The organism is Paenibacillus taichungensis, assembly GCF_047302525.1.
In the GTDB taxonomy this organism is placed as follows: domain Bacteria; phylum Bacillota; class Bacilli; order Paenibacillales; family Paenibacillaceae; genus Paenibacillus; species Paenibacillus taichungensis_B.
Window position 1 is genome coordinate 6,374,042 of the sequence record NZ_CP168020.1, and the last position, 14,301, is coordinate 6,388,342.

11 protein-coding genes are annotated in these 14,301 nt (G+C 49.2%); 6 read left to right on the forward strand and 5 right to left on the reverse strand.

Going from position 1 to position 14,301, the window contains the following annotated elements:
* Positions 1–99: 99 nt before the first annotated feature.
* Genes ACDJ58_RS28975 through ACDJ58_RS28985 form a run of 3 tightly spaced genes read left to right on the forward strand, consistent with a single transcriptional unit; the run spans position 100 to position 4,243 of the window.
* Positions 100–642: a MarR family winged helix-turn-helix transcriptional regulator gene (locus ACDJ58_RS28975; protein ID WP_413374175.1), complete on the forward strand. Its 543-nt coding sequence runs from the start codon at positions 100–102 to the stop codon at positions 640–642.
* Positions 639–2,366, forward strand: a complete 1,728-nt coding sequence (locus ACDJ58_RS28980) for an ABC transporter ATP-binding protein (RefSeq protein WP_413374176.1) — start codon at positions 639–641, stop codon at positions 2,364–2,366. Before ACDJ58_RS28975 ends, ACDJ58_RS28980 begins: the two co-directional genes overlap by 4 nt.
* Positions 2,363–4,243: an ABC transporter ATP-binding protein gene (locus ACDJ58_RS28985; protein WP_413374177.1), complete on the forward strand. Its 1,881-nt coding sequence runs from the start codon at positions 2,363–2,365 to the stop codon at positions 4,241–4,243. Before ACDJ58_RS28980 ends, ACDJ58_RS28985 begins: the two co-directional genes overlap by 4 nt.
* Positions 4,244–4,343: 100 nt before the next feature.
* On the opposite strand, the gene ACDJ58_RS28990 is transcribed toward ACDJ58_RS28985, so the two are convergent.
* A complete protein-coding gene (locus ACDJ58_RS28990; RefSeq protein WP_413374178.1) occupies positions 4,344–4,934 on the reverse strand; it encodes a hypothetical protein in 591 nt (196 codons plus the stop codon).
* Between the two features lie 289 nt (positions 4,935–5,223).
* On the opposite strand from ACDJ58_RS28990, the gene ACDJ58_RS28995 reads away from it, so the two are divergent.
* On the forward strand, positions 5,224–6,435 hold the full coding sequence (locus ACDJ58_RS28995) for a serpin family protein (RefSeq protein WP_413374179.1): 1,212 nt from the start codon (positions 5,224–5,226) through the stop codon (positions 6,433–6,435).
* A 13-nt stretch (positions 6,436–6,448) separates the two neighbouring features.
* Here the strand turns inward: ACDJ58_RS28995 and ACDJ58_RS29000 are convergent, their stop codons facing one another.
* Together ACDJ58_RS29000 and ACDJ58_RS29005 are read right to left on the reverse strand one after the other, a co-directional pair.
* Entirely contained in the window at positions 6,449–7,030 is a 582-nt protein-coding gene (locus ACDJ58_RS29000) for a GNAT family N-acetyltransferase (RefSeq protein WP_413374180.1), read from the reverse strand.
* Positions 7,031–7,114: 84 nt separating this feature from the next.
* The gene (locus ACDJ58_RS29005; protein ID WP_413374181.1) at positions 7,115–7,738 is read right to left on the reverse strand and encodes a TetR/AcrR family transcriptional regulator; all 624 of its coding nucleotides are present in this window, start codon (positions 7,736–7,738) and stop codon (positions 7,115–7,117) included.
* 180 nt (positions 7,739–7,918) lie between these two features.
* Here ACDJ58_RS29005 and ACDJ58_RS29010 point away from each other — a divergent pair, with 180 nt between their 5' ends.
* Both ACDJ58_RS29010 and ACDJ58_RS29015 read left to right on the forward strand, forming a co-directional pair.
* Complete coding sequence (locus ACDJ58_RS29010) at positions 7,919–10,150, forward strand: MMPL family transporter (protein ID WP_413374182.1); 2,232 nt, start codon at positions 7,919–7,921, stop codon at positions 10,148–10,150.
* Positions 10,151–10,430: 280 nt separating this feature from the next.
* Positions 10,431–11,384: a nucleoside hydrolase gene (locus ACDJ58_RS29015; protein ID WP_413374183.1), complete on the forward strand. Its 954-nt coding sequence runs from the start codon at positions 10,431–10,433 to the stop codon at positions 11,382–11,384.
* Between the two features lie 160 nt (positions 11,385–11,544).
* On the opposite strand, the gene ACDJ58_RS29020 is transcribed toward ACDJ58_RS29015, so the two are convergent.
* Positions 11,545–13,263: a methyl-accepting chemotaxis protein gene (locus ACDJ58_RS29020; protein WP_413374184.1), complete on the reverse strand. Its 1,719-nt coding sequence runs from the start codon at positions 13,261–13,263 to the stop codon at positions 11,545–11,547.
* A gap of 277 nt (positions 13,264–13,540) precedes the next feature.
* Positions 13,541–14,278, reverse strand: coding sequence for a DUF3105 domain-containing protein (locus ACDJ58_RS29025; RefSeq protein ID WP_413374185.1), 738 nt, complete (start codon positions 14,276–14,278; stop codon positions 13,541–13,543).
* Positions 14,279–14,301 lie beyond the last annotated feature (23 nt).

Consider the following 14,301-nt stretch of genomic DNA (forward strand, 5'->3'; position numbering starts at 1 on the left):
TAATTAATTGATTGGCTATTTAATTGGAATGCTATTTAATAGATGTCCTATGATGTTGGACCTCTATGGAATGATAATGAAAATAAGGGGGGGACAATAATGACTGGCATAGATCCGGTTGCCCAGAAGCTTTTGTATTCCATCATGCAGTTTAATAAAGGCAAATGGAGGCAACATAAACCGCATGGGCGTAATCACAATGAAATTATGGTTCTGGGTTGTTTACTCCACGGCATGCATCCGGGAGAACGATTGAATTGGCAGGATAATCCTCCTAACTTCAATGACACGCTACATTCAAAACACCCAGGACTGAAAGTATCGGAAATTAGTGCTTTGTTGCGAGTGAAATCGCCGACGATTACTCCTGTCATTCGAGGGCTTGAAGACGAAGGGCTGGTTGAACGAACCATGGACCCGGAGGATCGTCGCGCAGTCCGCATCACCATTACCGAAGCAGGTCGTGAAATTATTCGGGCGGCACATCAGGAGCGCATGGAGATATTTAATAAGCTCGTTGAGCATCTGGGTGAGGAAGACAGTCTTCAATTAGCGGCATTGTTGACCAAGGTGTACACCTTTTTTGATACAAGGGTTTCCCAACAGACGGATGCGTCCACACAAGGAGATGATAAGCCATGATGAAATTGTTTCGCATGCTTAAGCCTTACCGAGTCCCCATTTTCTTCATACTGGGTTTGGTGCTGTTACAGTCGCTAGCTGAACTGTATTTGCCAACCCTGATGGCGGACATCGTTAATGGCGGCATAATAAAAGGAGATGTTCCATACATTTGGCAGATTGGTGGCTGGATGCTGGTGATTGCGATAGCAGGCACGGCTTGTTCTATAACAGCCAGTTACCTTTCATCCCGCACAGCGGGTGGATTTGCCAAACAGCTGCGCAGCAGAGTATTCCGCCATGTGGAGAACTATTCGCTGCAGGAATTTGATAAATTGGGTACAGCTTCACTAATCACTCGTACCACAAATGATATTACGCAGGTCCAGAACGTATTAACGATGATGCTGCGCATGATGGTTATGGCTCCGATGATGTGTATCGGTGGTATCTTCATGGCGGTATCCCAAGATGCCAAATTATCGACCATCTTCCTGGTTGTCCTGCCTGTACTGGCTGGAGCCATTGCACTGATTGGTGCGAAAGGTCTGCCTTTGTTCAAACAAATTCAGAAAAAACTCGACCGACTCAATCTGGTCCTGCGTGAGCAACTAACTGGGATTCGCGTGGTTCGTTCCTTTAATCGTGGGGGACATGAACGTGCTCGCTTTAATGGAGCCAATACAGATCTGAGAGACGTTTCCATTAAAGTGAATGTGCTCATGGCAACATTAATGCCTGTTATGATGCTGGTTATGAACTTTTCAATGATTGCCATCCTGTATTTCGGTGGACAGCGTATCGACAGCGGGAATATGAATATTGGTTCATTAATTGCCTTTATTCAATATGCGATGCAGATCATGTTCTCCCTCATTATGGTCTCCATTATCTTTGTCATGATTCCAAGAGCTTCGGCTTCGGCAGAGCGGATCAACGAAGTATTGGATATGCATCCGGATCTCAGCAACCCAGAGCAGCCTCGTGAGATGAAATCGCTGCAAGGCACGATTGAATTCGATAACGTGACATTCCGTTATCCGGGTGCGGAAAATGCTGCGTTGTCAGGCATTTCATTTACGGCACGCCCGGGTGAGACCACAGCGATTATTGGGGGTACGGGCTCAGGTAAATCCACATTGCTCAGTCTCATTCCACGTTTCTATGATGTAACGGAGGGCAGTGTACGGGTAAATGGAACAGATGTCCGTGAGCTACGGCAGGAAGATCTGCGGGCCAAAATCGGATTTGTACCACAAAAAGCGATTCTTTTCACCGGAACAATTGCGGAGAATATCCGCCACGGGAAGGATGACGCCACGATGGAGGAGATTGTTCGAGCCGCTCAAACGGCCCAGGCAGAGAACTTCATTACGGAGATGAAAGACGGTTACGACAGCGTCATTGCACAGGGAGGTAACAACGTATCCGGTGGACAGAAGCAGCGTTTGTCCATTGCACGCGCACTGATTCGCCGTCCAGAAGTATATATTTTTGACGACAGCTTCTCGGCTCTTGATTTCAAAACGGATGCCAAACTTCGTGCTGCCCTGAAGTCCGAAACGACTGAAGCAGCGGTGCTAATTGTAGCTCAGCGCGTAAGTACGGTTATGGATGCGGATCGCATTCTGGTTATGGATGAGGGACGGATTGTCGGATCGGGAACACATAAAGAGCTGATGGAGCACAATGAAGTATATCGCGAGATTGTATCCTCCCAGCTGACAGAGGAGGAGATCGCATGAGTGAACGTACAGAACGCAAGTCATCTCGTCCCCCTGGCGGGCCGGGTCATCCCGGAGGCGGAATGGGCATGCGGCCTCCCGTGGAGAAAGCGAAAGACTTCAAAGGTACACTGCGGCGCTTGATGCGTTATCTTCAGCCCCACAGCTATCGTTTGCTGGGTGTGCTGGTTGCTGCGATTCTAAGTACCGTGTTCAGCATTATCAGCCCGAAGGTTATGGCAGAAGGTACGGATATTCTCAGTAAAGGCGCTATTGCCATTCTTCAGGGTGTGCAGGGGGCCGGCATTGATTTTCCTGCCTTGATGAAAGTTTTGTATCTGCTTGTGGGACTCTATCTGTTTAGTGCAGCTTTCATGTACATTCAGCAATATCTGATGGCTGGTGTAGCTCAGCGAGTTGTGTATGACATGCGTGAGCAGATCAGCGCCAAGGTGGGACGTCTGCCACTGAAATATTTTGACTCCCGTACCCACGGGGAAACATTAAGCCGGGCGACAAACGATGTGGACAACATCAGTAATACGCTCCAGCAAAGTTTGGCTCAGTTCATTACGTCTGTAGTTACCATTGTCGGGGTTATCATCATGATGTTGACCATTAGTCCATGGATGACTCTCATTACCATTTTGACGCTTCCATTAAGCGTAGTTGTGGTTATGCTGGTGGCATCCCGTTCGCAAAAACACTTTGCAGGCCAGCAGAAATCTCTTGGTGAATTGAACGGCCATGTCGAGGAAATGTACACCGGACACAAAGTGGTTAAAGCCTTTGGACGGGAAGAACATTCGGTAGAACAGTTCGAAAAAGTGAACGAAGAACTGTATGAATCCGGTTGGAAAGCCCAGTTTATCTCGGGTATTATCATGCCATTGATGACGTTTGTAGGTAACCTTGGTTATGTGCTGATTTGTGTGGTCGGCGGGATCTTTGTTACGCGTGGTGCCATCTCTATTGGGGATATCCTTGCATTCACACAGTACTCCCGTCAGTTCACTCAGCCGATTAACCAGATTGCCAACATCTCGAATATCATTCAGTCCACCATCGCTTCGGCGGAGCGGGTATTTGAATTGCTGGATGAAGAGGAAGAGGTTCCAGAGTCTTCGAAACCAGTACAATTGCAGCAACCGCAGGGTGCCGTTGCATTCCATGGTGTGAATTTTGGATATAAAGCGGATGAGTTACTCATTCATAATATGAATATTGATGTAAAACCGGGTCAGACGGTAGCCATTGTTGGGCCGACTGGAGCGGGGAAAACAACGTTGATCAACCTCCTGATGCGTTTCTACGAAATTCAGGACGGCCAAATTACGATTGACGGTGTTAATATCGTGGACATGGAACGTGGCAAGCTGCGCAGCCTGTTTGGGATGGTGCTTCAGGACACATGGCTGTTCAACGGAACGATCCGTGACAACATCGCCTATGGCCGAGAAGGCGCAACGGAAGAGGAAGTCATCAAGGCGGCCGATGCGGCCCATGCCGATCACTTTATTCGTACCTTGCCTGATGGATATGACACGGTGCTGAATGAAGAAGCATCGAACATTTCACAGGGCCAGAAGCAATTGCTGACTATTGCGAGAGCAATTCTGGCGAATCCGGCCATTTTGATTCTGGATGAGGCAACGAGCAGTGTCGATACACGGACCGAAGTGTTCATCCAGAAAGCGATGAATGATCTGATGAAGGATCGCACCAGCTTTGTCATTGCCCACAGATTGTCCACCATTCGCGGAGCCGACCTGATTCTCGTTATGGATCATGGTAACGTGATTGAGCAGGGTAATCACGAGGAATTGATGGAGAAACAAGGCTTCTATGCGGATCTGTACAACAGTCAGTTTACGGAGCAACAGCCACAGGCGATCTGATCCTAGATGGCGTTAACATAATAGCCGGGTGCACCCTTTGGGTGCACCCGGCTATTTGTTTGCTACCGCGGCAAGTCCCACGATACAATTTCTTCTTTCTTTAGTCCTTTTTCGAATCTTCTGGAGCTTTACCTTCGTTGTCGCCGGATGACGTCTTTACTTCCAGCTTTGGATCTTCGTCTGCTTCCTCAAGCGCAGAAGGTGCCGGCTCGCCCGGTATTAATTCACGCTGCTCGATCATACGTTTCACGACCTCATAACAGTCCTCAACATGTTTGTTGCCGACATACCGCATGGCTGTAAAGCTGAGCGCGGCAGCCAGTCCTTGACCTGCAAAAGGGACAAATTTGGCGACTGATTTGGTAGCTACGCGTACTCCGACCCTTTTCAGAACCTGTACGACCAGTTCTTTGGTTACCATACGTCCAATGACTTTACTTCCGATGGACATGACGAATCCGTAGATCATGGATTTGGTCTCAGGGTCCATACCGTCGAGCTGCTTTTGCGATAATCCGAATTTATTGTTAATGGCAGGCAGTAGCTGCATGAGCATTCCCACATCAGCCAGGACGTCTGTACCTGGAAGAGGAACGAGTGTTGTACCAGCGGAAGCGGTAGCTCTCTTTTTGACCATGGTACGGCATTCCTTGCGAATTTGCTCCAATTGTTCCAACGTTGCCGGAATCATAGGGAATCCCTCCATTCGTATATGGTATAGATATAACCGTTTTGACTCGTTTTGAATGGTGTTTATTACAGTAGAAATTGTTGACCTTGGCATATGAGTGTAAAGTAACCTTTTTTCTCAACCGTACGTCTAGTAAAAAAAGGAAATCAGTAAATTGCTAAGACGGGTATCTGAGTATTACGGATGAGGGGGGATTACGATGCATGCACGGTTAGGAGTATTACTGTTATTATGCTGTATAACTGGGCTGATCATTACGAGCTGTTCAGCAAAGGGGGACCCGAACAAGATGCAATTCAATTCGAATCAGGAGCTATCCGAGGCAGAACGAAATGCTGCTCTGAAAGAGATCGAACCCGAAAGAATCCAAGCCATGAACACCATGGGGCTGAACATTCTTCAACAGATGGGTACAAAAGAGAAGACTGACGGAAATAATCTGCTGATTTCTCCTTACAGCATTGCGGCGGCGATTGGCATGGCATATAACGGTAGCGTAGGTGAGACTAGGCGAGAGATGGCAGAGGTCATAGGCTGGTCGGGGCTAGAAATGGAGCAAGTGAATGCTTCTCAAGCGGCTTTGCAGCAGTTGTTGACCCATCCGGGAAAAGGCATACAGATCGGTATAGCGAACTCCATGTGGATGAAGGACGGAATCCCGGTAGAGGAAACGTATCAAACAACCGTACAGCAAACTTATGAAGCCGAGATCAGGACGTTAAATGGACAACCAGCACAAGCAAAGGAAGAGATCAATCAATGGGTGAAGCAGCACACCGAAGGCATGATTCCAAATTTGATGCAGGAGCCGCCTGAAAAGGAAGCCCTGATGATTCTGGTGAATGCCATTGCATTTGATGGTAACTGGATGGATGAGTTTGACCCAGAGTACACGACAGACGCCGAGTTTAAGCCCGCAAATGGAAAGGCCTTGTCTGTACCGATGATGCATCAGACAAAGCAGTTTCTTTATACGGAGAATGATGACTGGCAGGCGGTTAGGCTGCCTTACGCAGAAGGACAGATGCATCTGCTCGTCGTTTTGCCGCGAGAGGGGCGTACACTGGAAGAGGTTCAGCAGCAGTTGCTAGATGACCCGAAACGGCTGGATACTGGTTCTGAATACAAGTTGGTTGGGCTGTCCTTGCCACGTTTTCGTGCGGAGTATGGCATGAACCTGAAAGAGACGTTGCAACAGTTGGGTATGGAGAAAGCCTTCGACCCTTATGCCGCCGATTTTACGAAAATGATTCCTCGCGACCCGAACTGGCAGGCATACATTGGTCAGGTATTGCATCGCGCCGTGATGGAAGTGAGCGAGCAAGGGACTGTAGCGGCAGCTTCAACGCTGGTGGAGATGCGGGCCGGAAGTGCACCGCCCACAGATAGGATCAAGATGGAGGTTAATCGTCCATTTATGGTTGCTGTAGTGGATGAAGCAACTGGAGCATGGTTATTTGCCGGGAACGTAAACCAACCGGAAGAGATTCCCTCCCGGTAGCACGTAGTCTTCGTTATCCAAGTCTGCTGACATGCCGCTCTCGGAATTCATTCTCCAGCATGCTCATCTGAATGGCATCGTGATATTGATGATTGTAATACAAGGCATCTCGCCGTACACCTTCACGTTGAAATCCTAGTTTCTCATATGTACGAATCGCACGTTGATTGAAGGCATACACTTCAAGCTCGATTCGGTGCAGATTGCAGATGCCAAAACCGTAGTCTAGCATAAGCAGCAATGCCTCGCTGCCATAGCCTTTTCCTTGATGCTCTGTATGGTCGATGGCGATCCGAATGTGCGCACTGCGATTTTTGGTATGCATGTCCATCAGGGCAATCTCTCCGATGACCTGGTCATTCTCCTGCAAGGCAATCAGCAGCATCAAGCGTGAGTCATCTTGGGCCGCGTTTTCGATGTAGCGTTCTACTTGGGTACGGGTGAAGCTGTTTTGTGTCCCGGTGAGTCTGCGCATCTCGGCGTCAAACAATCCGGGGAAATAGGTATCAACATCAGTCGATTCAAATGGACGCAGATAGATACGCTTCGTTTCCAACAGACGTGGGATGCGTGGGGATGGTGTTGGTTGAGACATGGGTTATTCCTCCTATGGGTTCAAATCGTCATGCAGGACTGATTGAGCTGGTATCGCCGCATTGGCCAATGCCTGGAGAGATCTTTACGCCTTGTGAGCGGCTCCGTCCAAAAATAAAGCGACCAGCTCATGTGCCAGATCGGCAATCGTTGCATGCATGTCGCGCACGCCTTCGCGGTTTGCCAGCATCAGCAAGGACGTGAACGCGTGGGCAAGCAGCATCGGATTGGCAGATCGCAAATAACCGTTGTCCATCTCCTGCTTAAAGTGGGTGGCGAGGACTTCATAGATGCGGACTTCGGCTTCACGGATCTGGGCCAGCTGATCTGCATCCAGATAGGTATTGGCTTCACGCATCATGGTCTCGGTATCGACGTGAGATTGTTGCATCCGTCCTTCCGCAACTTTCTCCAACCGCTCTTGCAATGTACCTGGTGCATCCATACGGAGAGCTGTCTGCTGCATGCCCATAGCCATCATACTGGTGATGGCGACGGTGAATAGCTGCGGTTTGCTGGAAAAATGATAATAGATCGATGCTTTGGTTACGCCGCATAGCGAGGCAATTTGCTGGAGAGAGACGGGCTCATACCCGTATTCCATAAATAGCCGCGAGGCGGTCATCAGTATTTTCGACTGGGCTGATGCCTGATCGGCACCGGCCTTGGGCCTACCCGGAGAGCGGGGAGGGTTCGTTTTTTTGCTCATGGTTGCATACCTCTTTACTTATTCATGTTGGCTGTACAAAAGTGTTCACAAAATTAGTATTTGCAATATTAACCTTCCGGTATATATAATTAAATCAATTATACTATGACCCGTGGTTCATTTCTATATTTATCACATAAAAACGGCTTCATAGAACCAAAATAGGGAGATGAAGAGACAATGCAAGAAGGTTCGGGCTACGGCCGCTGGGTTGCCGGCAAACGAAGCAAATGGATTACACTGTTGGTATGGATCATCATCGCGGTTGTTCTTGGTGTGGTGTGGCCTGCTGTAGGTGACCGTGAAACGAATAACGCGCAGGATCTGAGTGATTCCAAGCCATCGGTGCAGGCGGCAGCAGTTGCCCAGAAAGAATTTCCCGGCGGCGAAGGTGTTCCCGCTCTCATCGTATGGCGTCAAGCCGGCGGGCTGACGGATGAACAGATTGAGAACATTCAGGCGTTAACGGAGCGACTGGATCAAGATCCGGTAGAGCAGCAGCAATCTGTGGTACCACTATATCAGTTGCCGCCACAGGCTCTGAAAGGTCAGCTTTCGGAAGACGGAAGCACCTTGGTTATGCCGCTCTTTTTCAATCAGGAAGCTGATTCATCACAGCTGAAGGAAGGCATTGAAGCGTTGGAACAGAAAACGAAAGACATTTTTGGTTCCGACCCATTCGACGTTGCCATCGATGATGCCAGCGCACTAAGTGCACGGGTCACAGGTCCGGTTGGGATATCAATTGATGCAAGTGGGCTGTTCTCATCTGCTGATGTATCCTTGCTGATTGCAACAGTTGTGCTGGTACTTGTCCTGTTGCTGTTGATCTACCGTTCGCCCGTACTGGCGATTATCCCGATTATTGCAGTTGGGTTCGCTTATATGGTCACTAGTCCGATTCTCGGATTTATGGCGGATCAGGGTTGGATTACAGTCGACGCGCAGTCCATCTCTATTATGACGGTGTTGTTGTTCGGCGCAGGAACGGACTATTGCCTGTTCATGATCTCCAGATTCCGTCAAGTTCTCTATCATGAGCCGGATAAAAAGAAAGCACTCTTCCAGGCGATTACCGGATCGTCCGGTGCGATTGCCATGAGTGGATTTACAGTTGTTGCAGCACTGCTTGTACTGCTGTTCGCAGAGTACGGTGCCTATCACCGTTTTGCCGTACCATTCAGTTTATCCATCTTCATCATGTTTATTGCGAGCCTAACCCTGGTTCCGGCTTTGCTCGCGATCTTCGGTCGGGGTTCATTCTACCCGTTTGTACCGCGTACGCACGATATGGAAGTGGAACGTGCGAAGAAAAAAGGCAAACCAGCACCTGCTCCGCGTAAAATCAAGGAAAGCTGGATTGGCCGTACAGTAGTAACCAAACCGTGGACAGTACTGGCGATTACGCTGGTGTTGTTGGGTGGACTGGCTGCTTTCTCTAGCCAAATTAAATTCACGTATGACTTGCTATCGTCCTTCCCGGAGAATGTTGCATCTCGTGAAGGTTTCAAAGTCATTGGAGAACAGTTCTCGGAAGGTGAACTCGCTCCGGCGAAAGTGATTATCGATACAGAAGGCAGCGAGACAGATCTGAAACAACGTCTGGAATTGCTGGATTACGTAAGCAAAGTGGGTGAAGCGCAGCAGGGTGCTGAGAATGCAAACATCACCGCTTACGATGTGGAATTCAATCTGAATCCATACTCGATGGAGGCGATGCAGCATATCCCGGATCTGCGGGCAACGGCTGAACAGGCATTGAAAGATGCTGGAATAACAAGCGTGGACAGCCATGTCTGGATCGACGGTCAGACGGCTGAGCAGTATGATATCGAAGTCACTGGAGAGCGGGATGCCAGCATCATTATCCCAGTAGTGATCGGAATGATCACGTTGCTGCTGCTGTTATACCTGCGTTCCGTCGTAGCGACGGCGTATCTGATCGCGACAGTAGTACTATCCTATTTCTCTGCATTGGGCTTGGGATGGCTCATTATTCACTATGGACTGGGAGCAGACGCCATTCAGGGAGCGATTCCGCTGTATTCCTTCGTATTCCTTGTGGCGCTGGGTGAGGACTACAACATCTTCATGATCTCAAGCATCTGGCAAAAACGCAAAACGATGCCACTTCGCCAAGCGATCAAGGAAGGTGTGGGTGAAACCGGATCTGTTATTACTTCCGCAGGTCTGATTCTCGCAGGTACGTTTGCCGTACTGGCAACACTGCCTATACAGGTGCTAGTGCAGTTCGGTATTATCACGGCTGCGGGTGTCTTGCTCGATACGTTTCTTGTTAGACCGTTCATGGTGCCAGCTATTACAACGTTGCTGGGCAAATGGGCCTTCTGGCCAGGCAAGTATGTGCCTGTTGGAGAGAAGGCCAAAGAGAAACAAAATCAATCCATGTAATCGATGGATAGATTCAGACAAGGACAGTGGGGACCTCAAGCCTACTGTCCTTGTTTTTTTACCATTTTCATATTGGAGTGGAGGCTGCTCCGGGCATATGCTGAGATGGAATGGAGGAACTGTAAAATATCCGCAGAAACAGAACTGGTCGCTATTTTCTTTGTACGAGGAAGGTTTACGTGGCCAAGGGTTTTGGGACATAATAGAGGTAACGTCGGCCACGGGCAGACGGACGGGATGAACATCAATGGGACAACCAGGGGGAAGGATGAAAACAAGCATGACGAACCAACTTAATGTGTACTTTAACCATGACGGCGGCGTGGATGACCTCGTATCGCTGTTCATGCTTCTGCAAATGGACAATGTAAATGTAACCGGTGTATCGGTTATTCCGGCAGACGGATATCTGGAGCCAGCTACAGATGCCAGCCGTAAAATTATCGATCGCTTCGGCACATATTCCGTAGAGGTAGCGAAATCCAACTCCAGAGGTAAAAATCCGTTTCCTGCGGCATGGAGATTGCATTCCTTCTATGTAGATGCACTTCCAGTACTGAACGAATCCGGCAAAATGGAAGCTCCTTTGTCTTCCGTTCCGGCTCACCAGCATTTGATTGAGAAAGTGCGCAACACCGAAGGCAAAACGCTGCTCCTGTTCACAGGACCGCTGACTGACCTCGCGCGTGCACTGGACGAAGCACCAGACATTGAAGAGAAAATCGACAAGCTTGTATGGATGGGTGGTACGTTCGAAAGAGGGAACGTCGAAGAGCCTGAGCATGATGGCACAGCAGAATGGAACGTATTCTGGGACCCTGAAGCGGCTTATCGTGTATGGCAGAGTGGCATCCAGATTGATCTGGTAGCCCTGGAAAGCACGAACAAAGTACCTCTGACACCTGCTGTACGTAACCGTTGGGCTGCAGAGCGTCGCTTTGAAGGCGTTGACTTCCTGGGTAACTGTTACGCAGGATGTCCGCCACTGGTGTACAGTGAAACGAATTCCACGTACTATCTGTGGGATGTGTTGACTACGGCTTCCGTTGGACGTGAGGACATCGTGAAGAAGAAAACCGTGAACTGTATTGTTATCCCGGATGGTCCAAGCCAGGGCCGTACGGTGGAACAAACAGACGGACGTCCAGTGCAACTCGTGTATGATACCGATCCAGAAGCGTTCTTCACATACATGACAGATTTGGGCAAAAAAGCTGCTCCGCAGCGTTATTAATTCAGGCAGCCGCAAGGCCAGTCTCCATTAAAGGTACAACCAAAAAAAGCCGCAGGCAGAGTGAACAGGATTGGGGTAATCCCCATGTTTCCGTTCCCTTCCTTGCGGCTTTTTTGTATTCATCTGGTGGGCTCTATTGATTGCTCATCTGCAATCGGATTTATATTTTGAATCGGCTTATCAACCCGTTCAACTCACTGGACAACACACGAAGGGATTCCGCAGATGTGCTCATCTCATCCATCGATTGCAGCTGCCCGTCAGTTGCAGCCGATACCTCCTGAATGCTGGAAGAGGACTTGCGCGAGATATGTTCCATATCTTCAACGGAAGCGGATACTTCTTCGGCACTGGCGGAGAGCTGTTCGGAAGCGGCGGACACTTCGTGCAGACGTTCATTCATCGTCTCAATGCCGGAATGAATGGACGTGAATGAACGTCCTGCTTCTTGAACAACTGCAAGACCTGCCTGAACTTCTGAGGTGCTGACCGACATATGCGAAGATAAAACGGCAGTCTGGCGCGTAATTTCGGCGATCAGTTCAGTCACATGCTGGGACGATTGCTCTGATTCCCCCGCAAGCTTCCGAACCTCGGAAGCAACAACGGCGAATCCGCTGCCATGTTCCCCGGCCCGAGCAGCTTCAATGCTTGCATTCAATGCCAGCAGACTGGTCTGGGAAGCGATGCCCTTCATCATGTGTGCTACCGATTCTATTTTGCTGGAGTATTGCGCAAGCTGGGAGGTGGATGCTTCCATCTGGGCGTTGGCCTGATGAATTTTGTCCATGCGGTCGATCGCGGTGTTGATGTTGGTCTGGCCCTGTATCGCGTTATGGGTCGTCTCCTCGGATACATCAGCCACCATGGAAGATGAATTCGCAATATGCTGCATGCTGCGTGTAATTTCCTCCATTGCTACAGTAACTTCGCCTGCCCGTGCAACCTGCTCCGCAGCGCCTTTGGCTGTGTGGTCTGTGTGCTCAGCAATGCGCTGGCTGGCTTCCGCTGTCGCCTGCGAGTGTCTGGATACCCCTTCGGCTGCTTGCAGCAGGGAATCGGAGCTTTTGCGGATGCCTGTCATGACATCTCGTGTATCCGTGACCAGATGTTTGAACTCCGAAGCCAGTTGTCCGACCTCATCCTTCCGTCCAAGCTCGACATCGACGGTCAGATCACCTTTGCCTACCTCAGCAATGATCTTCTTCAGTTTCACGAGAGGACGGGTCAAATAATGAGCAAATCCATAGACCAGCAGCACGCTGAGTAATACGATGGCAAGGGCGGTCCAGATCATGGTCATCCGATTGCGTGTCATCAGCTCGTAGACGGCAGTGGAGTCCAGGTCCGCACCAACCAGACCAAGCAGTTCCCCATTGGCACCATGAATCGGCACATAGGCTGTAATCGTTGCGCCGTATTCATCCTGGGTCAGATCGCCCCGGAAAGGTTCGTTTTGTGCAAAGGCTTGCAGCATTCCCGCATATTGGTTCTCTTCAGGCGACCCGTAGGGAGAGAAATCGTCCTCTTCTACATCCGGAGCAGCGCCATCCACCACGTAATAATACGTTGCGGCTCCGTTCTCTTCACGCTTACCAAGCGTGTATAGATACTTCAACCCATTGGCCTGACGAAGCTGGCTGAGTTGTTCGCGCAATGAATCGTAATACTCGGTTTGATCCTGTCCTGTACTTAATGGCGCATACAGGGAGGTGTCGATGGATTGCGCTGCTCGTTCGGCAACAGCCTGTGCCTGCATGCCCATCGACTGTTCAACCAGCTGTGCAGATGAGCGATACATGGTAATGCCAAGAACGGCTCCTGCCGCCAGCATCAGACAGGAAAAAAATAAAAAGATACGCATAAACAAACTGTTCATTAGTAGAAATGTTCCCCCTTGATATATAAAACTATGAATTCTTATATTGAAGTTGGATGAATCGTCATATTGGAACTGCGTTTCCTTCTTTGCTAACGTACATATATGTATTTCATTTCTATTTAAAATATCGGCATCTGCATGATAAAGAATTAGCCCCCGGATCAAGTATAGATCCAGGAGCGTATCTTGTTTGAAACGTATAAATGGATATCTCATCCCTTGAACTCCCTATGATTGCAGGAACCCTTTGCTGTTATTACTACAAAGAGGGGCTTTACATCGTCCCGCCACCCTGGCGGATGGAGGCAGGGATCTTCTCTGGTCCCTGATTAATATATTTATTAATAAAAGTGCCTACTTTGGCATCATCGAATTGGTCCAGCTTCATGGTTTTGGTCCATGCCGTCACGACGACCTCACTGCCCTCTGGGATGTCCTTGTTTGGCACAGCGAGGATACCTGATCCAGCTTTGCGGAACTTGGCAAGGTATTTCAGATGCTCTTTCAGCTCATCACTTGCGTTCGCACGATAATAAATGATGATATCCCCATGCTCCAGATTATGTACTAGGTATGGATAGCCGGGGAGATCGGTGTAAAATCCGAATTTGATATCATGCGGGTTATGAGGCCCCGACGTCGGGATGGTCATCTCATATTGGATCGGTTCTTCCGTATGATCGGCTCCATAGTATTTATCGTCGGTCACGTCAATCACAGCATCAGCCTTTAGATCGGCTACATCATACTTGGTAAGTGCGCCCTGCATGAAGAAAAGAACAAACGCAATGATCGACACCCCCAGTAGTGCATGTGCACCCAGGCGGATAGATCGGGTTTTCTTTTTAATCACAGCTCGTTCATTCTTCTTCATATGTGCCAGTACAGACTTCTGGGTGCGTGAAGACCAGATATAAGCTGCGATGGAGAACAATAGAACGACTGCTCCAACGATAAGCCACAGATAGGATGTCCCTGCCTCGTGCTCCATTTGCATATGATTCATATTCATATCCATATCGATTTCCTCTGCCC